Source organism: Ruegeria sp. E5, assembly GCF_056534105.1.
In genome coordinates this window covers 470,643-495,121 of record NZ_JBQFPA010000003.1, presented here as the reverse complement: position 1 = coordinate 495,121, position 24,479 = coordinate 470,643, and the positions used below count along the sequence as shown (strand labels likewise).

At 56.2% G+C, this 24,479-nt stretch carries 26 protein-coding genes; 3 read left to right on the top strand and 23 right to left on the bottom strand.

All coding sequences use genetic code 11. The features are described from left to right. Positions 1 to 11: 11 nt before the first annotated feature. The 21 genes from ACR0BI_RS14380 to ACR0BI_RS14280 form a co-directional block, all read right to left on the bottom strand. Positions 12 to 527 (bottom strand): gamma carbonic anhydrase family protein, encoded by a 516-nt coding sequence (locus tag ACR0BI_RS14380; protein WP_170449463.1) that lies wholly within the window; start codon positions 525 to 527, stop codon positions 12 to 14. A 76-nt stretch (positions 528 to 603) separates the two neighbouring features. Continuing rightward, positions 604 to 2,130, bottom strand: a complete 1,527-nt coding sequence (locus ACR0BI_RS14375) for an altronate dehydratase family protein (RefSeq protein ID WP_170449461.1) — start codon at positions 2,128 to 2,130, stop codon at positions 604 to 606. A 69-nt stretch (positions 2,131 to 2,199) separates the two neighbouring features. Beyond that, a complete protein-coding gene (locus ACR0BI_RS14370) occupies positions 2,200 to 3,141 on the bottom strand; it encodes a 3-hydroxyacyl-CoA dehydrogenase (RefSeq protein ID WP_170449459.1) in 942 nt (313 codons plus the stop codon). Positions 3,142 to 3,249: 108 nt separating this feature from the next. After that, complete coding sequence (locus ACR0BI_RS14365; RefSeq protein WP_170449457.1) at positions 3,250 to 3,927, bottom strand: 3-oxoacid CoA-transferase subunit B; 678 nt, start codon at positions 3,925 to 3,927, stop codon at positions 3,250 to 3,252. Then, positions 3,928 to 4,581: a 3-oxoacid CoA-transferase subunit A gene (locus ACR0BI_RS14360; protein ID WP_170449455.1), complete on the bottom strand. Its 654-nt coding sequence runs from the start codon at positions 4,579 to 4,581 to the stop codon at positions 3,928 to 3,930. A 79-nt stretch (positions 4,582 to 4,660) separates the two neighbouring features. Further along, positions 4,661 to 5,602 carry a 3,5-dioxohexanoate:acetyl-CoA acetone transferase gene (kce, locus tag ACR0BI_RS14355; RefSeq protein WP_170452987.1) on the bottom strand — a complete coding sequence of 314 codons (942 nt, stop codon included), beginning with the start codon at positions 5,600 to 5,602 and terminating at the stop codon, positions 4,661 to 4,663. A 19-nt stretch (positions 5,603 to 5,621) separates the two neighbouring features. After that, a complete protein-coding gene (locus tag ACR0BI_RS14350) occupies positions 5,622 to 6,440 on the bottom strand; it encodes an SDR family oxidoreductase (RefSeq protein WP_480470252.1) in 819 nt (272 codons plus the stop codon). A 10-nt stretch (positions 6,441 to 6,450) separates the two neighbouring features. Then, the gene (locus ACR0BI_RS14345) at positions 6,451 to 7,794 is read right to left on the bottom strand and encodes a TRAP transporter large permease subunit (protein WP_170449453.1); all 1,344 of its coding nucleotides are present in this window, start codon (positions 7,792 to 7,794) and stop codon (positions 6,451 to 6,453) included. Further along, positions 7,787 to 8,386, bottom strand: a complete 600-nt coding sequence (locus tag ACR0BI_RS14340; protein ID WP_170449452.1) for a TRAP transporter small permease subunit — start codon at positions 8,384 to 8,386, stop codon at positions 7,787 to 7,789. Before ACR0BI_RS14340 ends, ACR0BI_RS14345 begins: the two co-directional genes overlap by 8 nt. Positions 8,387 to 8,392: 6 nt before the next feature. Further along, entirely contained in the window at positions 8,393 to 9,430 is a 1,038-nt protein-coding gene (locus ACR0BI_RS14335) for a TRAP transporter substrate-binding protein (RefSeq protein ID WP_170449449.1), read from the bottom strand. Positions 9,431 to 9,720: 290 nt separating this feature from the next. After that, positions 9,721 to 10,395 carry a GntR family transcriptional regulator gene (locus tag ACR0BI_RS14330; protein ID WP_170449447.1) on the bottom strand — a complete coding sequence of 225 codons (675 nt, stop codon included), beginning with the start codon at positions 10,393 to 10,395 and terminating at the stop codon, positions 9,721 to 9,723. 38 nt (positions 10,396 to 10,433) lie between these two features. Next, positions 10,434 to 10,610, bottom strand: coding sequence for a hypothetical protein (locus ACR0BI_RS14325; RefSeq protein WP_170449445.1), 177 nt, complete (start codon positions 10,608 to 10,610; stop codon positions 10,434 to 10,436). Between the two features lie 457 nt (positions 10,611 to 11,067). Next, positions 11,068 to 11,265 (bottom strand): hypothetical protein, encoded by a 198-nt coding sequence (locus ACR0BI_RS14320; RefSeq protein WP_170449443.1) that lies wholly within the window; start codon positions 11,263 to 11,265, stop codon positions 11,068 to 11,070. 321 nt (positions 11,266 to 11,586) lie between these two features. Further along, positions 11,587 to 12,879 (bottom strand): type II toxin-antitoxin system HipA family toxin, encoded by a 1,293-nt coding sequence (locus ACR0BI_RS14315; protein ID WP_170449441.1) that lies wholly within the window; start codon positions 12,877 to 12,879, stop codon positions 11,587 to 11,589. Then, positions 12,879 to 13,124, bottom strand: coding sequence for a helix-turn-helix domain-containing protein (locus ACR0BI_RS14310; protein WP_170449439.1), 246 nt, complete (start codon positions 13,122 to 13,124; stop codon positions 12,879 to 12,881). The genes ACR0BI_RS14315 and ACR0BI_RS14310 overlap by 1 nt, the downstream gene beginning before the upstream one ends. A 97-nt stretch (positions 13,125 to 13,221) precedes the next feature. Continuing rightward, positions 13,222 to 14,085, bottom strand: coding sequence for a hypothetical protein (locus tag ACR0BI_RS14305; RefSeq protein WP_170449437.1), 864 nt, complete (start codon positions 14,083 to 14,085; stop codon positions 13,222 to 13,224). Between the two features lie 554 nt (positions 14,086 to 14,639). After that, positions 14,640 to 15,413 carry a citryl-CoA lyase gene (locus ACR0BI_RS14300; RefSeq protein WP_480562330.1) on the bottom strand — a complete coding sequence of 258 codons (774 nt, stop codon included), beginning with the start codon at positions 15,411 to 15,413 and terminating at the stop codon, positions 14,640 to 14,642. After that, on the bottom strand, positions 15,410 to 16,597 hold the full coding sequence (locus tag ACR0BI_RS14295) for a CaiB/BaiF CoA transferase family protein (RefSeq protein ID WP_480562331.1): 1,188 nt from the start codon (positions 16,595 to 16,597) through the stop codon (positions 15,410 to 15,412). Before ACR0BI_RS14295 ends, ACR0BI_RS14300 begins: the two co-directional genes overlap by 4 nt. After that, a complete protein-coding gene (locus ACR0BI_RS14290) occupies positions 16,587 to 18,098 on the bottom strand; it encodes a tripartite tricarboxylate transporter permease (RefSeq protein ID WP_480562332.1) in 1,512 nt (503 codons plus the stop codon). Before ACR0BI_RS14290 ends, ACR0BI_RS14295 begins: the two co-directional genes overlap by 11 nt. Before the next feature lies 1 nt (position 18,099). Then, positions 18,100 to 18,582, bottom strand: a complete 483-nt coding sequence (locus ACR0BI_RS14285) for a tripartite tricarboxylate transporter TctB family protein (RefSeq protein WP_170401217.1) — start codon at positions 18,580 to 18,582, stop codon at positions 18,100 to 18,102. A gap of 66 nt (positions 18,583 to 18,648) precedes the next feature. Next, positions 18,649 to 19,626, bottom strand: coding sequence for a tripartite tricarboxylate transporter substrate-binding protein (locus tag ACR0BI_RS14280; RefSeq protein WP_170391824.1), 978 nt, complete (start codon positions 19,624 to 19,626; stop codon positions 18,649 to 18,651). A 108-nt stretch (positions 19,627 to 19,734) separates the two neighbouring features. Between ACR0BI_RS14280 and ACR0BI_RS14275 the strand changes: the two genes are divergently transcribed. The 3 genes from ACR0BI_RS14275 to ACR0BI_RS14265 are packed head-to-tail and all read left to right on the top strand — an operon-like array spanning position 19,735 to position 22,737. After that, positions 19,735 to 20,403 (top strand): response regulator transcription factor, encoded by a 669-nt coding sequence (locus ACR0BI_RS14275; protein ID WP_170391826.1) that lies wholly within the window; start codon positions 19,735 to 19,737, stop codon positions 20,401 to 20,403. After that, on the top strand, positions 20,393 to 21,760 hold the full coding sequence (locus ACR0BI_RS14270; RefSeq protein WP_170420953.1) for a sensor histidine kinase: 1,368 nt from the start codon (positions 20,393 to 20,395) through the stop codon (positions 21,758 to 21,760). The genes ACR0BI_RS14275 and ACR0BI_RS14270 overlap by 11 nt, the downstream gene beginning before the upstream one ends. Continuing rightward, entirely contained in the window at positions 21,739 to 22,737 is a 999-nt protein-coding gene (locus ACR0BI_RS14265; protein WP_170512179.1) for an ABC transporter substrate-binding protein, read from the top strand. The genes ACR0BI_RS14270 and ACR0BI_RS14265 overlap by 22 nt, the downstream gene beginning before the upstream one ends. A gap of 124 nt (positions 22,738 to 22,861) precedes the next feature. On the opposite strand, the gene ACR0BI_RS14260 is transcribed toward ACR0BI_RS14265, so the two are convergent. Both ACR0BI_RS14260 and ACR0BI_RS14255 read right to left on the bottom strand, forming a co-directional pair. Beyond that, complete coding sequence (locus tag ACR0BI_RS14260; protein ID WP_170735385.1) at positions 22,862 to 23,473, bottom strand: class I SAM-dependent methyltransferase; 612 nt, start codon at positions 23,471 to 23,473, stop codon at positions 22,862 to 22,864. Beyond that, entirely contained in the window at positions 23,466 to 24,473 is a 1,008-nt protein-coding gene (locus ACR0BI_RS14255; RefSeq protein ID WP_480562333.1) for a glycosyltransferase family 2 protein, read from the bottom strand. Before ACR0BI_RS14255 ends, ACR0BI_RS14260 begins: the two co-directional genes overlap by 8 nt. Between the last annotated feature and the right edge of the window lie 6 nt (positions 24,474 to 24,479).

Genomic DNA, 24,479 nt, shown 5'->3' with positions numbered 1-24,479 from the left:
ACGTGGACAATCTAGCTGGAAAGCTCTTGGGCAAACCGCTTTGAATTAGCTTGATATTGCAGTGCGCTTTGGTGAAGACCCTCGATCTGCTCCTTGCCTAATTCCCGTTTGACACGCGCAGGAGACCCAACAACCAGAGAATTATCGGGAATATTCGTATTCTCAGTGACCAGCGCGCCGGCTCCGATCAGGCAGTTTTGGCCAATAACTGCTCCGTTCAATACAGTGGCGCCCATGCCAATCAGCGACCCGTCTCCGATCGTACACCCATGAACAATCGCGCTGTGCCCGATTGTGCAATTGCGCCCGATCGACAGTGGAAACCCGGGATCGGAATGGAGAACGCAATTGTCCTGAATATTGCTGCCCTCTCCGATAATCATTGGTTCATTGTCTCCGCGAATTACGACCCCGAACCAGACACTTGCACCGGATGCGATCTCAACATTCCCGACAACAAATGATCCTGGGGCGATGAACACGTCTTTGGCGATTTTCGGCGTGATCGATCCCAAACTGTAAATCACTGGATTTCCTTCTCAATTTTCTGGTGGTTCTGTTCGCGCCCGGTTTTCCGCCCGGGCGCTGCTGTGAATTCCTAGTCTACATCTGAGCGTAGGTCTGCCAGGGCGCGAACTCCGCGTCGCCGATATCCAGCTCTTCGGACAGCGTTTTATGCCCCGAGGCTGACTTCAGGATTGCGTTGAATATCCGCTCCCCGGCTTCGGCCACAGTTTCGCTGCCGTCTGCAATCGTGCCGCAGTTGATATCCATGTCGCCCTGCATCCGATCGAACATCGCGCTGTTCGAGGCGATTTTGATCGACGGAACCGGTTTGTTGCCATAGCAGGAGCCGCGCCCGGTGGTGAAGCAGATCATGTTGCAACCCGAGGCGACCTCTCCGGTGAGAGAAACCGGATCGTAACCGGGGCTGTCAACGAAGACCAAGCCCTTCTCGGTGATCTTCTCGCCATACCTATAGACCCCGTTCAAATTCGTGCTGCCCGCCTTGGCCACCGCGCCGAGGGATTTTTCGAGGATCGTAGTCAGGCCGCCTGCCTTGTTGCCCGGCGTCGGATTGTTGTTCATTTCCGAGCCATGCTTGGCGGCGTAGTCTTCCCACCACTCCAGCAAATCCACCAGCTTCTGACCGACTTCGGGTGACGCCGCGCGATCTGTCAAAAGGTGCTCTGCGCCATAGATCTCGGGGGTTTCCGCCAGCGCCGCCGTCCCGCCGTTTTTGACCAGAAGATCCACGGCATAGCCGAGCGCGGGATTGGCCGTGATCCCGGAATATCCGTCCGAGCCGCCGCACTGCAACGCGACACTCAGATGAGACGCATCCACAGTTTCCCGCTTCGCTTTTGAAGCCGCTTCCAGTGCCGTTTCAAGCCACTGCAAGCCTTTTTCAATCGATTTGCGCGTCCCGCCCGCATCTTGCAGCGTGTAGTATTGGAAGCTTTCGTCTTGAGGACGGCCATAGGCTTCCAGCATCAGCGGGATCTGGTTGGCTTCGCAGCCCAGACCAAGCATCAACACCGACGCGAAATTCGGATGCGTGGCATAGCCCCAGATCGCCCGCTGAAGCTTGCGGAAGGCTTCATCATCGGTCCCGATGCAGCACCCCGCGCCGTGAACAATTGGCACAATCCCGTCAACGCCGGGGTATTTTTCCAACAAACCCGCGCGCTCGGCTTCTCGCGCTAGTAGCTTTGCCGCCGAAGCCGAGCAATTCACAGAGGTAACAATACCCACATAGTTGCGAGTTCCGATTTCGCCGTTTGCCCGACGGTATCCCTGAAATGTCGCCCGTTCAGACAGGGCCAAAATGTTGGTATCCTGGGCGCTCTGCCCGTAGTTCTCATCACGTCGAAAACTCGTCATTGCGACATTGTGGACGTGAACATGCTCACCGCGCCCAATGTCTTGCGTGGCGACACCGATGACGCGGCCGTATTTGATGACTTTCTGACCGGAAGCGATGGGGCTCACGGCGATCTTGTGGCCTGACGGGGTCAGGTCCCGGGCAATCAGGTCGGATTGAGACAGCTCTGCGCCCGGTTCGATCCGCTGCAGCGCCACTGCTATGTTGTCATCGTCACTGAGCGAGAGAATTTTTCGAGAAGTCATTATGTTACCGTCCTTTTTGGCCGATTGTTGAGGCAGGCCTGCGTGTCAGATCTAACAGCTTCAATTCGTCTAGGTGCCTGATTGGGACTGAGCTTTGTGACGTAACAGAGCCATCAGTTTTCTGTCCCGCTCGATCTGCGCTTCAGGAATTTTGGCGACGGGCATTCTTTCGGCCATTTCGGGTGCGATTTTTTCCTTTGCAACACTGGCCCAGTCGATGCCCTCGTAAGAGCCAAGACCAAAATCCCGATACATTTTTCCGTATCGCGCAACGTAGTCAGTCACGCCTCCGGGAGCGTTCAGATGAATGGTTTGCATCGGGCCCATAATGGACCAGCGCAACCCGAGGCCATCACAAATAGCCTTGTCCAGATCTTCGGCCGACACGATGCCGCTGCCCACAAGCTTGAATGCCTCTTCCAGAAGCGCGCCTTGCAGACGGTTCACAACAAACCCGTCGATCTCTTCGCTCAACACGATGGTTTCGCGCCCGCATTTGATCATCACCTCATTCACCTTTGAGACAATGCTATGATCCGTCCATGGCGATGGAACGATTTCGACCGCGGGATGAAGATGGGGCGGGTTTATGGGATGCACCACAAGGCACCGATGGCGTCCCTCAATATCCTTGCAGTAGCGCGATGCAGAAATGCCTGATGTAGAGCTTCCGATAGGCACGTCGCTGGCCGCGATTGCATCCAGCGTTTCAGTGATTTGTTTCTTTATTTCAACGTCTTCCGGACCGTTTTCCTGAACATATATGGCTGTGTCCAGCGCCTCTTCGAGGCTGGCCGCTAACTTGATGCGCTGCAGGATCTGGGGTGCATCGGACGGAGCGACCAGATTGAACTCGGTGAGATCGGAAATCCGTTTCTCCATGGCTTTCAACCCGCGCTGTGCGGCCTCTGCCGAGATGTCGTACATCGCAACCTCAAAACCGGCCTGGGCGAATACCGCCACCCAGCCCTGTCCAATTAGTCCGCAGCCAATTACGGCAATCTTTTCCATGTTTTTCATCTCTCTTTGTCCGGAAATCGGCTCAGTAAATCCGGCGGCCAAAATAAAACTCGTCGACTCTGGATGGATTTATCGACGCAACATTCACGGCATGTTGCTTCATCGGGCCCTTGCCTTGGCGGGTCGGGTTTCGTCCATGCGCTTAAGGTCACCGCAAATCTCAAACCGTGCCTCGGTCGAGGCCTGGACCTCCTCAACGGTTACCTCAGGCGCAATTTCCGTCAACATCAGGCCGGACCCGGCAACTTTGAAAACCGCAAGGTCCGTAACCAGCAGGTCAATCGCACGCGAGGATGTCAGCGGCAGATCGCATGTGCGGACGATCTTGCTTTTTCCGCCCGCCATGTGCTGCATCGCCACGATGACCCTGCGGGCTCCGGTGGCGAGGTCCATCGCCCCGCCCATGCCCGGCACCATGGCGCCGGGGATCATCCAATTTGCCAGAAACCCGCGTTCGTCGACCTGCAGGCCACCCAGCACCGTCACATCAATATGTCCGCCCCGGATCAGGCCAAAACTCATCGAACTATCGATGGCTGCCGCGCCGGGAACGGCGGTCACGAAACCGCCGCCGGCATCGGTCAAGTCGGGCTCTTCCATGCCTTCGGGTGGACGCGCACCGAGACCGATCACACCGTTTTCAGATTGAAAGAAAACGCCCGCATCCGAAGGGACGAAACCCGCCACGAGACTGGGCAACCCGATCCCAAGATTGACCAGCGTTCCGGGCGCGATCTCGCGGGCGACGCGGCGGGCGATGCGTTCTTTGCGCTGCATTTATGTCGACCTTTCGATCAGGTGGTCGACCAGACTGGCTGGGGTGCGCACTGCGTCCGGGGGGATCACGCCCACGGGCACGATATGCTCCGGTTCCGCGACGACAGTGTCGGCGGCCATCGCCATGGTCGGGTTGAAGTTCTGCGCGGTCAGCGAATATTCCAGGTTGCCGAGGTAGTCGGACTGCCGCGCCGCGATGAAGGCAAAATCGGCGCGGATGGGTTCCTCAACAAGGAATTTTTTCCCCTTGATTTCCAGAACTTGCTTTCCCTCCTCAACAGGAGTTCCAAGACCGGTCGGTGTGACAACCGCGCCAAGCCCCACGCCTCCGGCACGAATGCACTCAATCAGCGTGCCCTGCGGAACAAGCTCCACTTCAAGGATGCCAGCATTCATTTGGCGCTGGGTTTCCGGGTTCAGGCCGATGTGAGACACGACAACGCGCCTGAGGGCGCCGGCCGCGACAAGCTTTCCGATGCCACGCCCCGGAAGTGCCGTATCATTGGCGATCAGCGTCAGGTCCTTTTTCCCGGCGGCAACAAGCGCATCAATGATCTTGGCAGGAGTGCCAACCCCCATGAACCCACCGATCATGATGCGCGCGCCATCCGGCACGAGATCAGCGACGGCCTTGGGTGAGAGCGCTTTTTTCATGCGGCGGCCTCATAGGTGCAGGCCCGACCGTCCGCACATGCCGAAACTAGCCCATTATGATCGATGTCGCAGCGCATTCTCAGAAAGCCACCTGATCGCCGCCCTTGAGGCCGAGAATGTCGCGGGCATCATCCGGGGTCGCGATCTGCATGCCCAGGTTTTCGACAATAGCGCGCACCTTCTTGACTTGAACGGCGCTGGATTTTGCCAGTTCACCGCGACCGGCCCAAAGGCTGTCTTCCAGCCCGACCCGCACGTTTCCACCGAGCGCCGCCGCCTGCGCCGCAATCCGAAACTGGTTGGATCCCGCACCAAGGACGGACCAACGGAAATCGTCACCGAACAGCCGGTCCGCCGTGCGCTTCATGTGCAACACGTCTTCGGGGTGCGGTCCAATGCCGCCGAGCAGGCCGAAAACCGATTGTACGAAGAATGGGGCCTTTACCAAGCCGCGATCGGCAAAATGCGCCAGATTGTAGAGATGTGATGTGTCGTAGCACTCAAACTCAAACCGCGTCCCGTTGCCGTAACACGTCTCCAGCACATACTCGATGTCTTTAAACGAATTGCGGAAGACAAGATCTTTGGACCCTTCGAGGTGCTCCCGCTCCCAGTCATGCTTGAATTCCTTGAACCGGTTGAGCATCGGGTAGAGTCCGAAATTCATTGACCCCATGTTGAGCGAGGCAAGTTCCGGCTGATAGGTCGCCGCTGGCGCCGCGCGTTCTTCAACACTCATGTAAGGGCTACCGCCCGTGGTAATGTTGACCACGGCATTTGTGCTCTGCTTGATCTGCGGCAAAAACGCAGCAAACCCTTCAGGACTTTGGTCCGGCCGGCCGTCAGGATGGCGGGCGTGCAGGTGAAGGATCGCTGCACCCGCCTCGGCGGCTGCAAGGGAATCGCTGATGATCTCTTCCGGTGTTACCGGTAGGTGTGGCGACATCGAAGGCGTGTGAATGGCGCCGGTTACCGCGCAGGTGATGATCACCTTGCCTGCATTGTTGTTGTCTTTACTCATCTTAATTTTCCAATTGAGTTCAAAGCGTTTCCACGTTTCCATCGACGGCAAGGGATTGCCCCGACAAATTGGCGCCAGCATCCGAGATCAGGAATGCAACGGTCGCAGCGACGTCTTCAGGGGTCACCATCCGACGCATGGAAATATTCTTGAGGTAGTCGTTCTTCATTTCGGCGTAGCTAGTACCGGCGGTGTCTGCACGATCGCGGATCACCTTTTCCATTCTGGGTCCTTCAACAATTCCGGGCAGAACGGCATTGACCCGGATATTGTTAGGACCCAGCTCCTTGGCGAGGCTTTGTGTCAGTCCGATTACGCCGAATTTGGCCGCCGAGTAGGGAGTGCGATAGGCGTATCCATGTTTGCCAGCTGACGAGGACATATTAACCACAGCGCCGCCGCCGCCCGCCTTAATCATCGGTATGGCCCGACGTGCCGACAGAAACTGCCCTGTCAGGCAAATGTCGATACACCGCCGCCAGTCATCGGGAGATAGGTCTTCGAGATTGCCGGTTGGCCCAGCAATCCCTGCGTTGTTTACCAGAGCATCCAACCCTCCAAAGGTGTCCTGCACCGTGTCAAAGAATGTATCCACCGCTGTTTCGTCAGACACATCAGCCTCGACGGCGACACAGCCTTCAAGCTCAACGCAGGCCCTGCGCAAGGCGTCTGCATCGACGTCGCAGATCGCGATCTGAACACCTTGTGCGTGCAGCAAGCGGGCAATACTTAATCCAATCCCGCTTGCGCCGGCAGTAATCACAACTTTTTTGCCTTTAAGACCTGGCAAATTAAATCCAGCCAGCGGTGAGGGCATTTTGGGAGATAGGTCCGTCATATTTCCCCCACTAGTTTCCGAACACGGCGGACGGAGCCCAAAGCACGAGGCTCGGCCAGACGATCAGCAATGCAAGACCAAGCAGTTGCAGCGCGACAAACGGAATGATCCCGCGATAAATGGTTCGGATCGATATTTCGGGTGGAGCCACACCTTTGACGTAGAACAGGGAATATCCAAAAGGTGGCGTTAGAAAACTGGTCTGCAAGTTAACCGCCACAAGCATGGCAAACCACAGCAGTTGCTGTTCACGCGAAATCCCAAGTCCGAAGTCCAATCCTGCAACGATAGGTGCAAAGAGTGGCAAAACGATAAAGCTGATCTCGACCCACTCCAGGAAGAAGCCCATGATGAAAATCAGCAGTAGCAAGATGCCCAGCGTACCGTAAGCGCCCAGATCGAAGAACAGGATGGCGTTCTCGATCATCTTGTCGCCCTTGAGACCCTTGAACACCATTCCAAAGACCGTAGCACCAACCAAAACACCCAAGATCATAGCGGAGGTATAGCCAGTTTCACGAACACAGCTGGACATAGTCTTCATGGTCAATTTGCGGTTGATCGCCGCCAAGATCATGGCGCAGATCGCACCTAGTCCTGCCGCCTCAGTTGGTGTTGCCGTGCCTGTCGCAATGGAACCAAGTACAGTCAGAATAAGAACAAGCGGAGCAAAGAGATCACGCACGAGCGCCAGTGCCAGCGACCCTTCTGCCGGCACTTGGGTCGAAACAGGGGCATCACCTGGTTTCGTTAGCGCGACGAAGACGATGTAGGCAATATATAGACCACCCAGAAGCAGGCCGGGGATCATCGCCCCAACAAACAATTCGCCAACAGAGATCTGCAGAATGTCGCCAACGAGCACGAGCATAATCGAAGGCGGGATCAAAATACCTAGTGTACCCGAAGCAGCGATTGTACCAACTGCCAGCTCTGGTTTGTATTTTTCGCGCAGCATGATGGGCAGAGCCAAAGTACTCAGCATAACCACCGATGCGCCAACGATACCTGTGCTGGCCGCCATGACGATGCCCAGCAATGCAACGGAAATGGCCAGTCCACCGCGCCTGCGTCCTAAGGCGCGCTCAAGCGAATAAAGCAAATTCTGCGCCAAACCGGATTTATCAAGCATGGCGCCCATAAAGACGAACAAGGGCACCGCGAGCAGAAGCCAGTTCTCGATAACGCCAGCGTAAATCCGCGAGACGCCGATTTTGAGGAATGCAAAAGGCAATCCACCGATGAAGGCAAACGCAATGCCGATGCCGCCAAGAACAAAAGCAACCGGGTAGCCGCTGAAAATACCTAAGAGCAGGCAAACGACCATCGATAGGGGAATGATGTGTTCAATCATGGGTTTTCTGCTTCCCGAACAAAATACGAAGTTTTTGGATTGTCAGACCGAGGCCAGCGATCAGCATCAGACCAAACCCAATTGGAACGAATGCTTTCAGGACAAACCGGTCATACATTCCGTCGTAGTCCGACCCTTCGCCCATAGTGAATGATCGCATGGTGAAGTCGTAACCATGGAGAACGACAATGTAGCAAAGGGGCGCCAGCAGAACAAAAAAACCAATGATTTCAATGATATTTTTTGTCTTTTCACGAAAGCGCTGTCGCAGAAAATCGACACGCACATGCCTGTCTTTAACGATCGCTGCGGGCATTGTGAGCATTAGCATGATCCCAAACAGATGCCATTGCAGATCGCCAATGCTTGCAAGAGTCAGCTTCGATCCAAATAAGAAAACGTCGTTTTCCCACCGAACGATCGTGCCAATCTTGGCGGCTGACAGCGTGACACCGATCATTACAAGAACGAGGATGGGAACGATGAGCCAAGCCGCGGCCTGGCCTATCCATACGATCCCGCGAAGAACCGTATGGACAGGGCCGGTGCCACGATTTGGATCACTCGGCGGAGTGTCCATATCGTGTACCATGTTGGCTTACTCGGCAGGGAGAGTTTGAAGATTGGTCCAACGTCCTGACGATGCCACGAAAGCCTTCATCGAGTGGTACGCTTCCCCATAAAGCGCATCTTTCTCGGCTTCAGCATTCAGAACACGTTCCGTCGCAACCCGCAATTCTGCCAGAACTTCATCTGGGAAAGATTTGACGATTGTGCCGCCCTCTTCGAATACTTCGATCTGTGGTGTTTGAGCTGCCGGAGCGTATTGCAGTGTCCAGGCCAGGCTGGTCTGACACGCCGCCTCATACATGGCCTGTTCGCCTGTATCCATGCCATTCCAAACGTCCATATTGATCATCAATACATCGACGCTGCCAGGCTGGTGCCAACCCGGATAGTACTGGAATTTTGCGATCTGGTTGAAACCAAAGTCTTTGTCGATGATTGGCAACGAAAACTCAGTTGCATCGATACGGCCTCGTTCCAGGGCGAGGTAGATTTCGCTTGCAGGCAAGTACTGCGCCGAGGCGCCGAATTCGTTCAGCACGCGCGCGCCGACACCGGCCATGCGCATCTTGAGACCGTTGAAATCTTCAATCGAAGTGATTTCCTTGTTGAACCAACCACCAGGTTCTGGCGCAGTAATGTGGCAAGCAAGAACTTTGACATTCAAGTCGTCAAAACCACGCTGAACAATTTCAAGTCCGCCACCGACGTGCAACCAAGCTGCCAGGGCTTCAGGTCCCGCACCGAATGGCGTTGCACCGATCTGGGCAACGGGTACTTTGCCGCCCCACTGTCCAAGAAAACTCCACCCAGCCGGAATGGCACCAGAGCTTACATTTTCCAGGATTTCACCTGCAGGGACCAACTCTCCGGAACCATAGAGTTGAAGGCCAATGTCGCCGCCGCTCATGTTCCGCAGGGACTCATCCATCAATTTTGCACTGTCCGCCAAAAAAGTCAGATCCTTGGGGATGCTCATGTGGACATCCAGGATATCGGCCGAAGCAGAAGACGCACCAAAGGCTAGAGAACCAGCAACCAAGGTCGCGGCAATTTTCGAATATTTCACTGTATTCCTCCCGTGACTGTGCCCGTCACGAACGACCATAGCGGTCGGTTTGTGGGGCAAGTTCAATAAGAGTTGATAATTGATCAAAAATCAATAGGCTTTTTTGTTCTCCATTTTTCGATAAATTTCAGTTGGTTGCGTGAGTTTTGATAGCTTGGGAGAATCCGAATCAGCCAAGAAATCTCAGATTTCACGGCGTTGAGGGACGTTCAAAGGACTGGAATACAGCCAGCCCGGTATTCGGACATATTAGAATACGGTCTCGGCCGGGTATTCGCTTGCTGTTACTTTCAGCGAGAAGGGTTGTTCGAAAACAAGGTTCTAACAAGAACGCTGTAGGCCTCGGAAATATCCAGAACAAGCTCCTGTTTGGCAGTTGCTTCGTCGCCTTCCCGGACAGCTCGTACTATTTTCCGGTGATGAATGTTGGAAACCTTGTACTGATTTTCCCGTTCCAGCTGATACAGGTGCGGACTGACACGCAGCCATAGCGTGTTGATGATATCGATCAGAACCGGAGAGTTCGACTGCTGGTAGATCCGCAGATGAAACTCATAGTTGGCTTTGATATAGCCCTGCACATCGCCGGATAGCTCGGTCGTTTCCAGACGCTTCAGCAGCTTCTCGAGGTCCGCGACAAAAGCGTCATCCCGATTCACCACAGCCCATTTGACAGCCAGCGCCTCTACTTCCAGACGCACATTGCGCAGGTCCGTCAGTTCTTCGTATCCTAGGCTCGGCACCCCGAGTGAGCGGCCCGAAACATTCGCCACGACCCCTATCGCTTGGAGCCGCGTCAGCGCTTCACGCACAGGCATAGCGCTCACGCCGAAGGCTTCGGCAACACGCGCAACATGAACCGCCTGGCCTGGTGTGAACTCACCTTCGCGTAGAAGCGTGCACAGCTGGTCATACACCTGGTCGTGTAACTTATCTTTCTGAATCGGTTTGGCGTTCTTAAGCATGTTTCACCTAATCGCATAAACTCGGCGTGGAAATCTACCTAACTTTTGCAGTTGCCAGTTGCTATCAGGCGGGCAATCACCTCGCACAAGGGCATTGGGTAAACACCGAAGGTCTGGGTGATAGTGGCGGCTGTGATCTCTTCACCTTTTGCCAGCTTGACCCCAAAGTTAGTTGGCAAAGCTATTGTTCCACTTCCTTCTGAAGCGTCTTGCATTGCACGGGTTTGACGGCGTTCAAAGATGTTTTCATTTTTGTTTCCCTAAGATGCTTTCCATTATTACGCAAAGTCTTCCATCATTCAAAGATAATTGACCTTTGATTAAAAATCAGTGATCTATATTTCACAAGAAACCTGATACCGTAGCGGACCTTTGGCCACCCGACCCTCAGAGTGGCTTTCAATGACTGCTTTTGCGAGATCGGCTGCAACGCAGCGATGAGCGCGCCGCGCCTGCGATTATATGCTGCGTCAGCAAACACCCGGAAGGGCAACGGCGGAAAAGTCCCGCTTAGCACCAGTTCCCCCAACTGCCGGTTCTGCACTTGCAGCGAAAGTCCGGTCCGAAGAGTTGCACTGAAGCGACATCGGGTGCTTGTGGAAGTCCAATTGACAGCGATCCACACCTAACTTCGGGGTCACCCGGGGCGGGCTACCCGCCCCGGCACCGCAGTCATTCGGTGACTGGGTCGTCATCGCGGCGCGGGAAGGCGACCATTTCGACGTCGGGGAACATGCTGTGTTTGACGTTGATCGACGTGATGTTGCCGCGGTCGTCGGTGTTGACGAAGAGGATGCCGCAGCGGGCCCAGAAGTTCTTGCCGTCTTTTTCGCCGGATTTGACGTTCAGTTTCAGAGTTTGAGTAGCCATTTTTTGATCCTCACTTTGAGTGTTTCGATGAACATGACCAAGGCTGGCACCAAGGGGCTGTCAGCGAGAAACTTGCTTCGCGAGGAATGCGCTGGCGCAGGGGAATTTTCTTGTTGAAGTGGGGTTTGTCCCGCGTCTGACACGGCTGCCCGCTTATGTTCAGCAATCAGAAACACGGCGTTGAGGATCTGAGTTTGGCCATCATTCTCTGGGCTGGCCCGTCAAAGCTGGCCTGAAACGCTGCAACTACTGTGCTGGGCCTGCAGATTGCGCGCAGTAAATATGATCTACCGACCATAAAACGGAAATATGATCTGCGGATCATACGGCATGAAAGGCTGCCGCCCGACGCCGTATGCCAGCAGCGATGGCTTCCGCCAAAGGCTGTGGAAACCCATCCGGCAGGTCTGCTAGTGTCTTGTCCAAGGCGGGTTCAAGCTCAGACGCGACGCCCGACAAGATCTCTTCCGCTAGCGCCACACCAAAACCTGCCGCCTTCGCAGCCTGCAGGAAATGACGCGGCACCACCTCGTTGATCCGGTAGTGTCCGTCGACGGCCATCGCGAGGCGCATCCGGTTCTGGCGGATTTGACTGTCATCCACGGCTTTCTGAGCGCTCAGCACATCGTAGAGCGGGGTCATGCGGAACCCGCCAGGGCGCAATGCGATGCTGAAATTCTTAGCGTGCCCGTCTGTCGCGCCCAAGAGCCAAAACAGCACCTGCGCACGGAAGAACGCGCGCTGATCTGTTTCAGGGTCATCACTACCATTCAGCAACCCGATCCCTTCGGTGATACCTGGCCCGCCATCCATTTGGTATTTTTGACTTGGGGGCACTGAGAGCACCTGACAAAAGTCTTCCTGGGGGAGTCGGATCAACCGACCATCCTTGGTCCAGCGCCGATCAAACCGTGTCACAACAAGGCTCCGCACATCTTCGAAGTCGGCAATTTCGACCTCCGCCACGTCCATGCCCATGGCGCGGCAAAAGCTCATGCAGAAAAATTCGTTCTCGACGCTGTCCGACAAATCTATCCCTGCGGGCAGAACACCAAGCTGGGTCTTGAGGATATGGGTTGTAGGGGTGAGCCCCGATGGACGGATCCACGAGCCCTCGTGGCGTAGCAGAGCCGTTTTCTCCTGCGCCCCGGCGATGGAAATGCGGAAGTAGTCTTCCTCATCCAAGCCTAGCGGAGCGCTTGTGAGGTTGCGTAACATATCCGCAATCTGTGCCTCAGATACGGGCTCTCCCTCGAGCGCGGCAAACTCTGGAATCTCACCTGAGACGAATTGCAGGGCCCCCACGCAATCGCGCCCGATTTTCTCCAGCATGTGCCACGCGTCCGTGCCGCCCGCACGCACCCGTGCAGCAACGCGCTCTCGTATCGCCTGATTGTCCGGCAGCAGGTTTTCCAAGTAGGCGATAACAGGGCCGCCCTGGTGTGCCTCTTCACGCAAAGGCAGCGAAAGCGAGATGGGCATGGCATGTTCCCATGCCAACCATTCCGGGTCATAGGTAAAGCTGATCGCGCCTGAACCAGCGAGACGCAAAGCCCCCACCGACCGCCCGTTCAGAAGCACTTGCATCGTTCCGCTACGCCCGTGTTTGGCCATCAGAAGATATCCTCAATCTCAAGCGAGCCACCGCGCTCCACCAATCGGAACTCAAGCCCAAGTGCCGCCATGACAGCGAGCACTGTGGCGAGCTTCGCTCCCGTGTCGCCATTCTCGAGCGACGAAATTGTCGCGACGCGCAAATTCGTACGCGCGCTGATATCGCTTTGGGTCCAGCCGCGCGCTTTGCGCGTCCGGCGGAGTGCCTCGCCGATCTGCTCGGCCGTTCGTGCTGTGAGGTCCATGACGTGGCTCCTTTTACGGCACAGCGTAAATCAAAATAAATTACGCTGCAACGTAAATATTCAATTTTTACGCCATAGCGTAACAATCGAGCCGCACTCATGCCTGCAGCCCCGCAGCTCGAACCTGCTCAGGCGTCACCAGCTTCGTTGCAACCAAATCCTCGATCTGCCGGTTTGTGATGTGGCGGCACAGGGGATGGCGCTCGTGGATCCACTCGGCGAGGCTGGCGCGACCTTTGGCTTCGGCCTCTCGCGCCTTCTCGCGGTCGGCTTGCAACTGGGCAAGCCCCTTCTCCCATCGGCGCATCTTGAACCAATTGTCCGAAAAACAGACCTTGCTGCGCGTGTATCCCTCGCTTTCCTTGGCATAGGCTTTGATCGCTTGCTTCAGATCATCGGGCTCTACCCCGGCTTTCACAGCCGCTGCGATCAGGCGCAGACTGGTTCGCCGGTCTCGGATCCTGTCTTCGGGATAGGCCGCCAAGATCTTCTCAGCTTCAAGATCTTCAACCTCCTCCGCCGCCTCGCGCCTGCGCGTAGGTGGTTTATGGATGGTTTTAGGATGGTTTGGGGTCCACCGTGAACCCCGTACCCCGTTCACGGTGGACCCCGTACCGGGTTCAGGCTGGACGGGGTTCACAGTGACCCCCGTCTCAATATCGGGTTCAGCCGTGGGTTCGAGCGCGGCCACGCGCTCCAGAACGATGCGGTAAATGACGGTGTAGCCATTCTTGCAGTGCCGCCGCCCCGTCTCAATCAGAATGCCTTCTCGCAGGAAATCGATAATGGTGCGCTTGACCGTGCTCTCGCTAAGCTCTGTGTGGCGCTGGATCGTCCCCTTGGAACACCAGATGCCGGAGCCGTCATCGCTCGCTTTGTCGGCCAGGAACATGATAATCTGCTTGCGGGCGGCGCTGCCAAAGCGGCGCTCGGCGCATTCATTCGCTATGCGCCAGCTCATTGGATCACCTCACCGGTCAGAGGCCAGGAAAAAGCCGACTGAGCGTTTGCGGAGCGGTAGTGGCCCGTGCTAATGTCTTTCGAAAGCTGACAGGCTTTTTCTATTTGGCCCCGGTTCACAGTTGCCGCTGTGACGGGGCCTTTTTCGTTTTGAACCGGCGAACTTGGCTTTGAAACTTTCGCTTTTTGTTCACTTTTTGTCAGGGGGCATTTTGCACCCCTAAGTCGTTGTTTTTGCTTTATCTCTTTCTGGATTGCAAATCCGTGTACACCGGTTCGATTCCGGTACTCGCCTCCAATTCACTCTAGATCATTGACTTAGGGCGAGTACGTTGTCCGCCTTGTGCGCATTTTCCTGGAAAACGACAACACGCTACGCCAGTCCTACCTGTGTCAGCTGCGACGTCACTTCACCCAAATTATCCAGCTCCTGTACTACGCAGTTCTGGACGATGTTGGCCGCAAGGCGAAGGCTCTAGCCACAAACTATGTCGCTGTGTTTCAGAATCTGGATAAAAGGCATCCGAAGCCATGAGAAACGACAGGCGGCATACCTCAACTTCCATCGCCTAGATATGTCCAGCGATAGTGGGGCGGCGTAGGGCCTTTGTTGCGTCCGCCTTGCTGGGTCTGCTCCCAGGCATGGGCCAGAATGCCGACCGACCGCGAAAGGCAAAATAAGCCTCGTGCCAATGGCGGGGCAAAGCCTAGCTCTGCATAGATCACTGCCGTGACACCATCGATATTCATCGGCACCGGCTTGCCTTTCCGGCGCATCAGGTCGGTTTCCACGGCTTGCCCGACTTTCATGAACCGACCCTCGCAGGCGTCCTGTTCGACCGCATCAGCGACCAGGGCCATCAGCCGGGGTGCGCGCGGGTCCGTCGGTGTATGGAACCGATGCCCGAAACCCGGCAGTATCTTCCCGCGTTCGGCGATCCAGTCGTCTAATGCCTGTTCTGGGCCTTCGGCATGGGCGTCTACAAAGTGATAAAGCTCCATCGCCTGCTCGCCGGCACCACCATGGATGTCACCCAGCATGTTAACAGCACTCGCCATCGCGTTGTTTAGAGACAGCCCGCAGGTCACCGCCATTCGTGCAGCCGCGATCGAGGGGGCTTGCGGGCCGTGATCCACGGCGGCGACCAAAGCGGCCTCGAACAATCGAGCCTGCGCAGGTGTCGGTCTGTCACCCCGCACCACCAACCAAATCATTTCAGCGAAACCCAGATTGCCGATCAGGTCTTGAATCGGCTGGCCACGCAGTTCAATGCGCCCGGGCTCCATATCGATGATGGCGGTGCGCCACCAATCGGCAACATCGCTCATATCACCCTCTCATGTCGCAACGTTTCGATCTCTGCGTCCGACAGTCCAAGCTCGGCCCAAATTGAGAGGTTGTCGGCCCCAAGATCCGGTGGTGCGGATCGTGGCATGCGGCGTGCGCCATTAATGACCACTGGGCTGCCCGCAAGGCGTAAACTCTCTCCGTACGCCGACAGAGTTCCAATCAGCCCGCGACCTGAGAGTTGATCGTCGGACAAAGCCTGCGGCACCGTCATAACCGGCCCGGCCGGTACACCCAACGCATTCAACTCTTGGACCCAATCACTGGATGGACGGGTAGAAAGCGTGCGTTCCAGTTCTTGGCGCAATTCATGCCGGTTGGTCTTGCGATCCTCGCGGGTTAGGTAGTCCGGATGCGTCAAAAGGTCGGCGCGGCCCAGATGTTGGGCGAGCGCATGCCATTGTTCGTCGCGATTGGCGGCGATATTTATAGGGTTGTCGGATGTGGCGAAAGTTCCGGACGGGGCCGACGTTGTGTTTTCGTTCCCATGCGGCGCAGGTATCACGCCACCGACCAGATAGTTGGACACCACCCACCCCATGGTCGAAACTACCGCCTCGCTCATTGCGACATCAAGGAATGCCCCGCGCGGGTTGGCATTCAAGGCCGCGCTTATGGCAAAGGCCGCCGTCATCCCGCCGACGGTATCTGCCAGAGGATAGCCAACCCGGTAAGGCGCGGTATCCGACGCACCTGTGATTGACATGACACCGCTGATCCCCTGCACGATCTGGTCATAGGCCGGGTCGTCCCGGCGTGGTCCATCCTGACCAAACCCGCTGATGGCACAATAAATCAGTCTGGGGTTCTCGGCGCGCAGAACCTGATACCCCAGCCCAAGCCGGTCCATCACGCCGGGCCGGAAGTTCTCGACCAGCACATCGGCAGTCTTGACCAGCCGCTTGAGCAGAGCCTTTCCCCGATCAGCCTTCATATCCAGAGTCACGGATTTCTTGTCTGCATTCTGCGCCAGAAAGCTGATGCCCATGCCGGCCTTGTTCCGATCAGGATCCGCCCCCAGCACACGGGCCAGATCTCCGCTGCCGGGGCGTTCGACCTTGATCACTTCGGCCCCCATCAGGGCCAGTTGGTAGCAACAATACGGCCCGGCCAGGACATTAGTCAGGTCAAGAACCCGAATGCCTGAAAGTGGCTCAGTCGCCATCGGCCACGCCTGCCGCTCGCGCCTTGGCGCGACGTGCGCGGTAACTGGGCAACAGCACCAGAAGGAGGGCAATCACCAACAGGCCCAGCGTCATCGGACGTTCCCAGACAAAGGCGATGCCGTCATACAGCTGCATGGAACGGGCGAAGTTATCCTCCATCATGCCGCCAAGGATGAAACCGATCAGCAGCGGTGCCAGAGGGTAATCGGCAAATTTCAGTGCTGTGGCGCAGACGCCAAAGCCGACCAATATCAGCAGTTCCGTGGCATTGTTCTGCCCGATATAGGCCCCCATGAGGGTGAAGAACAAAATGAACGGGATCAGATAGTTGCGCGGTACTGCAAGCACCTTGGCGATATAGGGGATCAACGGCAGGTTCAGGATCAGCAGCACCAGATTGCCAATGAACATCGACATGATGACAGCCCAGAATACCTGTGGCTCGTCGATCATCAGGCGCGGACCCGGTGTCACATTCAGCGCGATCAGGGCGCCCAACAAAATGGCCGTAGTTCCGGAACCTGGAATGCCGAGCGTCAGCAACGGGACAAAGGAACCGGTACAGGCAGCATTGTTAGCTGTCTCGGGTGCTGCCAGACCTTTGATCGAGCCTTTGCCGAACTCCTCCTGCTCTTCTTTCGGTGCAATATTGCGTTCAACCGCATAGCCAAGGAAACTGGCAATCGTTGCCCCTGCCCCTGGAAGCACACCGATAAAGAAACCCTGGACAGATTGGCGACCAACCACCGGAGCGATGGCCTTCGCCTCGGATCCTGTGATGCGCAGGTCCTTGATTTCGCCTTCGTCGCCTTGCAGGTCCTTGGGTTTGAGAACCAGAAACAGCGCTTCGGGCAGGGCAAACATCGCCATTGCAAGCGTGATGAAACCAAAGCCGGACTGCAGATCCATGATCCCCATCGTGAAACGCGGCAAGTTGAACAGCGCGCCCTCGCCGACAGTGGCCATGATCAGCCCGAGAATGGTCATGACAATTGCCTTGGCCACCTGCCCGGTTCCCGCAAAGGCGGCGATGGCGGATAGACCCACTACCATCAAGGCAAAGTACTCAGCCGAGTGGAACAGCAGTGCGACCGAGGATAATGCAGGCGCAAAGACCATCAGCAGCAGCGCTCCTATCGTACCCCCGGCGAAACTGGCGATAGCGGCAACTGTGAGCGCCTTCCCGGCTTTGCCCTGACGAGCCATCGGATAGCCGTCGAAGCTTGAGGCCACGGTTCCCGCGACCCCCGGCGCGTTCAGAAGAATGGAAGATGTCGAGCCACCAAAGATCGCGCCGTAATAGACACCGGCAAGCAGGATCAGTGCGGCGGACGGATCGCCCATCGAAATGGCGACCGGAATCATGATGGCGATGATCGACATCGGCCCAAGACCGGGCAGCATGCCGATGAATGTACCAATCAGACAGCCCGCTATGACCATCAACAGGTTTTGGATGGAGAATGCCGTTTGTAGGCCGATCAACAATCCTTCAAGCATGTCAGCCTCCGAAAACGCCCGGCAAGGGTCGCATGTAGATGCCAAGAACCTCTTGCACGAGGTACCAGACTGAACCTGTAGCGATTACGGCAACCGGCAGCATGACGTGCCATTTGCGTTCGCCCAGAATGAAAGAACCGAGGATCAGGAACCCGGATGTCGAGATCAGAAATCCAACCGGACGTAGGCACAGCGCATAGGCAACCATCAAAGCCAGCAACAGCAAAGCCTGGCCCAGGTGATATTCGCCCAGCCTCCTATAATCGATATCAGCCTCTTTGGGCTCAGCCTTTTCAAAGCCCAGCAGAATAATCGTTGTGGCAATTATCCCCAAAATCGACAGCACCTTGGGAAAGGTGCTCGGCCAAATGGGGTTGCGCTGCATGAAGGGGGGCAGACTGCCATCCATCGTGAACCAGGCGGTGTAGCCATATGTCAGGCATATGCCCAGCAAAACGAGCGCGATCCAGCGATCCAGCGCCATGTTTCCCCCTCCTTTGATTTATTGTTGGTTGAGGCAGAGCGGTTGCCCGCTCTGCCCGAGGTATCCTTACAGGAAACCCAACTTTTTCATCAGATCGCCGATCTGCTTTTCCTGCTGTTCCAGGAACGATTGGAAATCAGCACCCGAGTTGTGGATGTTCACCCAACCGTTACGGGCGCGGACCTCTTCCCATTCAGGTGTGTCATACATCTTGGCGATGGCTTCTTGATAAGCGACCAGCTTGTCCTCGGGCAGACCAGGAGCAGCAAAGAACCCACGCCAGTTCACGAAAGTTGTGTCGATGCCCTGCTCTTTCATGGTCTGCGCATCAGGGGCTGCATCCACGCGCTCTTCCGCGGTGACGCCAATGATCTTCACCTCACCCGCATTCGCCAGATCGACAGCCTCCGAGAAACCGGTCGACAGCGCGGCAATCTCACCGGACAGAAGCGCGGCCATCGCTTTGCCACCTGCATCATAGGGGATGTACTTCACGCCCAAAGCGTCCTTGCCTGCCGCTTCCATAACCATCGCCGCGACCAGATGGTCCATCCCACCCGGCACAGAACCGCCGCCGATGGCCGTTGTACTTGGATCGGCGTCATACGCGGCTAGCAGGTCCGCCATTGAATTGATGGGGCTGTCTTTGCCCACAACAATCGCCGCGTAATCACCGATCGTGCCCGAGACCAGTGTCAGGTCGCGGAAATTGTGCGGGAACACTCCGGTCAGAGAGCGGATCACGATCGGGGTCGAGTTGACCATGAGCGTGCCGTGGTTGCTGTCGGCGTTTTCGATCAGATATCCGATGGCTTTACCACCGCCGCCGCCCGACATGTTTTCGTAGGATGCAGTTCCCACGAGACCCGCATTCGTCAGCGCCTCACCAGTGCCACGGGCCGTGCCGTCCCAGCCGCCTCCTGCGCCACCGGGGATCAGAAAGTGGATGCTATCTACGACCTCTTCAGCGAAAGTCGGTCCAGCCAGACCAATAGCGGTCACAGCCGCGATCAGGGCGCGACGGCCCAGTTTGATTGTCGTCATGAATTCCTCCCGTTTGACAACCGGCCGCAGTGCGGCTCAGATTATTCGAAACCTAAACACATCAACCTGACATCAACCTGTCATGGGTGAAATTACTATTGGATCCCGATGAAATTCCTCTTGGTCGAAGACAATCTGGACCTCGCCAATGCCATAAGTTCGCGCATGCGACTGGACGGGCATGTGGTTGATCACGCAGAGAAAATAGAAGATGCTGTGGCCTTTGTTGAAATCGATGAGTATGACCTGATCCTGCTGGACATCATGCTTCCCGACGGGGACGGGCGCGATTTCCTCAAACGGCATCGCGCCAGCCATCTGGACACACCTGTCATCGTTCTGACCGCCCGCAGTCAAGTGTCGGATCGAATCGGCTCACTCGATCTTGGGGCGGACGATTATGTCACCAAGCCCTTCGACCATGCCGAACTTGAGGCGCGCTGCCGCGCAGTGCTGAGACGCAAATCCGGCAAGACCAAAACGACGATTGAAATTGGCGGCGTCGTCTTTGATCCGGTTGCGGGTCATTTGACGGTGGGCGACGACATCGTCTCGCTTCGCAACCGCGAACTGCGCTTGTTGGAACTGCTGATCAACGCCCCCGGTCAGGTGTTTTCTAAGCAGAAGCTGGCGGACCGGTTGTTCTCCTACGACGACAATGTTTCGGACAATGCCATCGAGGTCTATGTCGGCCGACTGCGCAAGCATCTGGAAAAATCGGAGCTCAGGATCACAACGTTGCGCGGTTTGGGCTACAGGCTGGATCATGGCAACTAATCCAAACGTTTCCGGATCACTGCGAAACCGTCTTGCGCTAACGCTAATCGGCGGTGCCGCGATTCTGGCCCTTGTGCTGTTCTTTGCTGTCCGCGACTATGCAGTTCAGGTTGCCCAGCAAGGTCAGGACAACATTCTGGGTGCCTCAGTCACCTCGATCCTCGACGCCGCGGCGTTGCGTGGAGGCGAGCTTGAAGTCGATATCCCCTATGCTGCCTTTTCAATGCTGAGCACGCCGTCGGACGACCGAGTGTTTTATGCGATTTTTCAGGATGGCGAGTTCTTGTCCGGCTACGAAGACCTGACCCCTACTCAAGGACCCGCTGATGGAAAATGGACCTTTCGCTTCGGTGAAGTGCGCGGTGAAAACGTTCGTCAGGTCAGTGCCAGCCGCACACTGGTTGGGCTGGGAAATCAGACAGAAATCGAAGTGGCCTTGGGACAGACCCAAGATGCGCTATCGGAGACGCTGGATCAAATCTCACGCAATGCTGGCCTTTTGGGATTGGGGTTCTTTGTACTTGCGGCTGTATTGTCCTTCTGGGTGAGTTCGGCCACCATTGGTCAGCTCGACAGATTAACGACATCCGTCACCCGTCGGGGACCGCAAGATCTCAGCCCATTCAAAAAACCAGTACCGCGTGAAATGGCGCCTTTGGTGTCATCGCTGAATTCGCTTATGGGACGCCTGGACCAGTCTCTCAGCCAATCCGAGGACTTTATCGCCGAGGCCGCCCATAGGGTCCGCACCCCGCTGGCAACGGTCAGGTCTTATGCCGAGGCGACGCTGCAACGGGTCGAGAGAGAAGACAACCGCGAGGCGTTACGATCAATGATGCGCGCTATCGACGAAAGCTCTCGGGCTGCGGGGCAACTACTGGATCACGCCATGATCACATTCCGCGCCGACCATCTGGAGCGCGAGGATATCGATCTGGTGACTCTGATCAGAGAGCTTGTCCAGCGCTTGACGCCCATCGCTGAAATGAAAGACCTTTCGCTTGCTTTGAGCGGCGATCCGCAGGTCATGTATTCGGGCGACCCTATCCTCATCCAAAATGCGGTGCGGAACATGGTAGACAATGCGCTTAAATATGCGCCAGCGGACAGTACCGTAGTCATCGATGTCGCAGGGTCACCCACAGCCCGGATCACGGTCAGTGACCAGGGGCCAGGCTTTCCGCCAGATGAAATCGAAACGCTCACAAGACGTTTCGAACGTGGTCAGAACGCGGCGGGAACCATCGGATCGGGCCTCGGGCTAACCATTGCCCAGGACGTCGCGGTCGCCCATGGCGGCACGCTGGTACTGTCAAACAAAGCGGAGGGCGGCGCATGCGTTATCTTGTCACTCTGATCCTGTGCCTGTTCGCCAGCGGCGCAGGGGCTCAGGATTGGGAAGACCGACAAATATTCAACGAAAGTGCCGACGGCCCCCGACTGCGGGTCATTTCCAGCACCGATACCGCCCTGTTTGCGCCGCTGATCGAGGATTTCGTCGCCCAGAATCCGGCGATATCGGTCGAATATCTGGTGACAGGCACGGCAGATATCGATCGACGCGTCCGAGCCACGCCAGAAGCGTTCGACGTGGTCGTTTCCAGCGCGATGGACCTGCAACTGAAGCTCGCGAATGACGGATATGCGCTGGCGCTTAACGATCTTCCGCACCCCCCTTGGGCGCAATGGCATCAAAGTCTGTTCGCCTTCACTTCGGAACCCGCAACCATCGTTGTTAATCGCACCGCGTTCGAAGGACAACCAATGCCGCAAACGCGGCAGGAACTGATCGAAGCGCTGCGCGCCCGCCCGGATGATTTTCGGGGCAAAGTCGGCACTTATGACGTGCGCCAGTCGGGATTGGGCTATTTGTTCGCCACGCAGGACGCCCGCGCCTCGGAAACCTATTGGCGCTTGATGGAGGTTTTGGGCGGCCTGGATGTGCGGCTGTATTGTTGTTCGGGCGACATGATTAACGACCTGGCGGATGGTACAATCGCGGTGGCCTACAACGTGCTTGGCAGTTATGCGGCGGTACGAACAGAAGGAAAGGATGCCCTTCAGATCATTCTGCCTTCGGATTTTCAGACGACGATGATGCGAACCGCCATGGTAACTGGCAAAAGCCGCTTGCCGGAGGAAGCGGAAACCTTTGTCCGGCACTTGACCACGCTGAATCCGGAATCAATGGCAGCACTGCCACTTCTGGACACGCAGGATTCCACGACCGAAAGCGCAGCGATAGCGCTGGACCCTGCGCTGTTGACGTTCCTCGATACGCTGAAGCGCAGAAAGTTCCTGTCTGCCTGGGAAAGTGCCGCTATTCAAAGATGATCGGACTTAGACATCAACCCTATCCGTCATCGCTGAACTTGTTGCTTAACTCTGTTGACGCTGGAAGACATCAGCCAGCCCAGGTTACTTCGCACGAATCTATAATCAGAAAAATGATCTCGGCTCAAAGTTTCTCGACGGCCACTTGCGCCCCCATGATGGCCTTGAGCCGCAGCCCCGCAGAATGTGCCCCGAGGAATTCGTGGAACGCACGCATCACGTCATCTTTCCACCACCCTCGCCTGTGATAATCGTCAAGCATGATTACGCCGCCTTCGATCATCTTGGGCAGCAAAGCATCCAGATCCGTTTTTACGCCCTCGTAGGAATGGTCGCCGTCCAAATAGGCAAACCCGATGCTTTGATCTTCAAACAGACTCAGCGCCGGTTGCGAATAGTCGCGAATGATCGAAATTTGCCCCTTGGCAATCTCGGTGCTGTATTTGCCCGTCACTGCCTCGTAAATTCGATCCATATCCTTTTGCGAGCGCGCTCCGGCAAGCGAAGCACCGCCATCCGGGTCTTGCTGTACTTGCCAGGGATCGATGAGGCACAATTTCGAGGGCTGTAGCTCTTCCAGCAGAATCCGCGAAAATTCGCCCTTCCAAACGCCAATTTCAACGCTCAGCCGTCCATGCGGCATGGTCTTGAGCATTTCGCGCCGCAGGGAATCCTTCCGCTCGCGCTGCTCAGCTTGCTTCTTGCGGCGATCCTCAGCAGATACAGCTTCACCCATAGACGTCTTCTCCGGTTGAGGAATTTTGCAACGCTTCAACCAGATCAACCCAATCCGGTCTGGCTCTCAATTCTTCGGCTTTCGACCTGTGCCACTCACATGCTTTATGATGAAGGTCTGCCAATTGCGGATCTGCCATCATCTCAGCTTTGATGTCGTGCATAGCCGGCATGTGTTCCAGAATTGAGCGATCCTCAACATCATTGTGGTTCATCATGAGCCAGTATTTGAGCCCTTGATCCTGCCCCACATGATTGGTGCGCCCACGGTCGCGCTTGACTAAAAAGCTATCAGTGCTGCGCACAGCATAATGATGAATGCGCGCGAATTCATGGCTGAAACCACGCCATGCTTTCCATTTCACTTGGTCTGCTGGGTAGAGGTTCCCGCCCGAATCCCGCCACAACACGCCTTCGTATGGCGCGTCAGGGTTCGGTGCATCTTCTGGATTGATCCTGGGACGATGGGCGCGAAAACGGCTGAATTTTCCGTTGTTGCGGAACAGCGTTTTGAACCCTTTGGTCCGGTGATGCGGATAGCCGTCTTCCGTGGCGGCCAGAAAGAAAGTCTCAGGTACAGGTCGATCAACGAAATCGTTCTGACCCGCGTTTCCGAACATGCGCCAGCAGATCGAGATCGCGTCCGCCACGCCGCTGGCCTCAACGAGGCTTCTTATATCACTATTGGGCAAACGGATATTGATATACTCGTCCACATCCAAACTGAGAATCCAATCCGAAGACAGATAGCTTGGGTGGTTCCGCGCAAGCGAAAATGCACGAACCTGCGGCGCGGCGCGCGGACCCAGTCTGTTTCGTTGGTGGTGAGCCCAGCCAAGCACTTGCAACCGTTCGCCCATGGCATCGGTACCATCAGCGCAATCATTGGTATAAATCAGAATGTCATCAAAACCGATTGCGTGGTTGTAGGCCACCCAATCGATCATGAAAGGCCCTTCGTTTTTCATCGTTGTTACGATGAGAAAGGTCTCATTCGTCATAAGTTG

Coding starts and splice junctions, on each gene's coding strand:
- ACR0BI_RS14375 (WP_170449461.1), bottom strand. CDS start 2,130: ATGACTTCTCGAAAAATTCTCTCGCTCAGTGACGATGACAACATAGCA.
- ACR0BI_RS14370 (WP_170449459.1), bottom strand. CDS start 3,141: ATGGAAAAGATTGCCGTAATTGGCTGCGGACTAATTGGACAGGGCTGG.
- ACR0BI_RS14365 (WP_170449457.1), bottom strand. CDS start 3,927: ATGCAGCGCAAAGAACGCATCGCCCGCCGCGTCGCCCGCGAGATCGCG.
- ACR0BI_RS14360 (WP_170449455.1), bottom strand. CDS start 4,581: ATGAAAAAAGCGCTCTCACCCAAGGCCGTCGCTGATCTCGTGCCGGAT.
- kce (WP_170452987.1), bottom strand. CDS start 5,602: ATGAGTAAAGACAACAACAATGCAGGCAAGGTGATCATCACCTGCGCG.
- ACR0BI_RS14350 (WP_480470252.1), bottom strand. CDS start 6,440: ATGACGGACCTATCTCCCAAAATGCCCTCACCGCTGGCTGGATTTAAT.
- ACR0BI_RS14345 (WP_170449453.1), bottom strand. CDS start 7,794: ATGATTGAACACATCATTCCCCTATCGATGGTCGTTTGCCTGCTCTTA.
- ACR0BI_RS14340 (WP_170449452.1), bottom strand. CDS start 8,386: ATGGTACACGATATGGACACTCCGCCGAGTGATCCAAATCGTGGCACC.
- ACR0BI_RS14330 (WP_170449447.1), bottom strand. CDS start 10,395: ATGCTTAAGAACGCCAAACCGATTCAGAAAGATAAGTTACACGACCAG.
- ACR0BI_RS14325 (WP_170449445.1), bottom strand. CDS start 10,610: ATGCAAGACGCTTCAGAAGGAAGTGGAACAATAGCTTTGCCAACTAAC.
- ACR0BI_RS14320 (WP_170449443.1), bottom strand. CDS start 11,265: ATGGCTACTCAAACTCTGAAACTGAACGTCAAATCCGGCGAAAAAGAC.
- ACR0BI_RS14315 (WP_170449441.1), bottom strand. CDS start 12,879: ATGGCCAAACACGGGCGTAGCGGAACGATGCAAGTGCTTCTGAACGGG.
- ACR0BI_RS14310 (WP_170449439.1), bottom strand. CDS start 13,124: ATGGACCTCACAGCACGAACGGCCGAGCAGATCGGCGAGGCACTCCGC.
- ACR0BI_RS14305 (WP_170449437.1), bottom strand. CDS start 14,085: ATGAGCTGGCGCATAGCGAATGAATGCGCCGAGCGCCGCTTTGGCAGC.
- ACR0BI_RS14300 (WP_480562330.1), bottom strand. CDS start 15,413: ATGAGCGATGTTGCCGATTGGTGGCGCACCGCCATCATCGATATGGAG.
- ACR0BI_RS14295 (WP_480562331.1), bottom strand. CDS start 16,597: ATGGCGACTGAGCCACTTTCAGGCATTCGGGTTCTTGACCTGACTAAT.
- ACR0BI_RS14290 (WP_480562332.1), bottom strand. CDS start 18,098: ATGCTTGAAGGATTGTTGATCGGCCTACAAACGGCATTCTCCATCCAA.
- ACR0BI_RS14285 (WP_170401217.1), bottom strand. CDS start 18,582: ATGGCGCTGGATCGCTGGATCGCGCTCGTTTTGCTGGGCATATGCCTG.
- ACR0BI_RS14280 (WP_170391824.1), bottom strand. CDS start 19,626: ATGACGACAATCAAACTGGGCCGTCGCGCCCTGATCGCGGCTGTGACC.
- ACR0BI_RS14275 (WP_170391826.1), top strand. CDS start 19,735: ATGAAATTCCTCTTGGTCGAAGACAATCTGGACCTCGCCAATGCCATA.
- ACR0BI_RS14270 (WP_170420953.1), top strand. CDS start 20,393: ATGGCAACTAATCCAAACGTTTCCGGATCACTGCGAAACCGTCTTGCG.
- ACR0BI_RS14265 (WP_170512179.1), top strand. CDS start 21,739: ATGCGTTATCTTGTCACTCTGATCCTGTGCCTGTTCGCCAGCGGCGCA.
- ACR0BI_RS14260 (WP_170735385.1), bottom strand. CDS start 23,473: ATGGGTGAAGCTGTATCTGCTGAGGATCGCCGCAAGAAGCAAGCTGAG.
- ACR0BI_RS14255 (WP_480562333.1), bottom strand. CDS start 24,473: ATGACGAATGAGACCTTTCTCATCGTAACAACGATGAAAAACGAAGGG.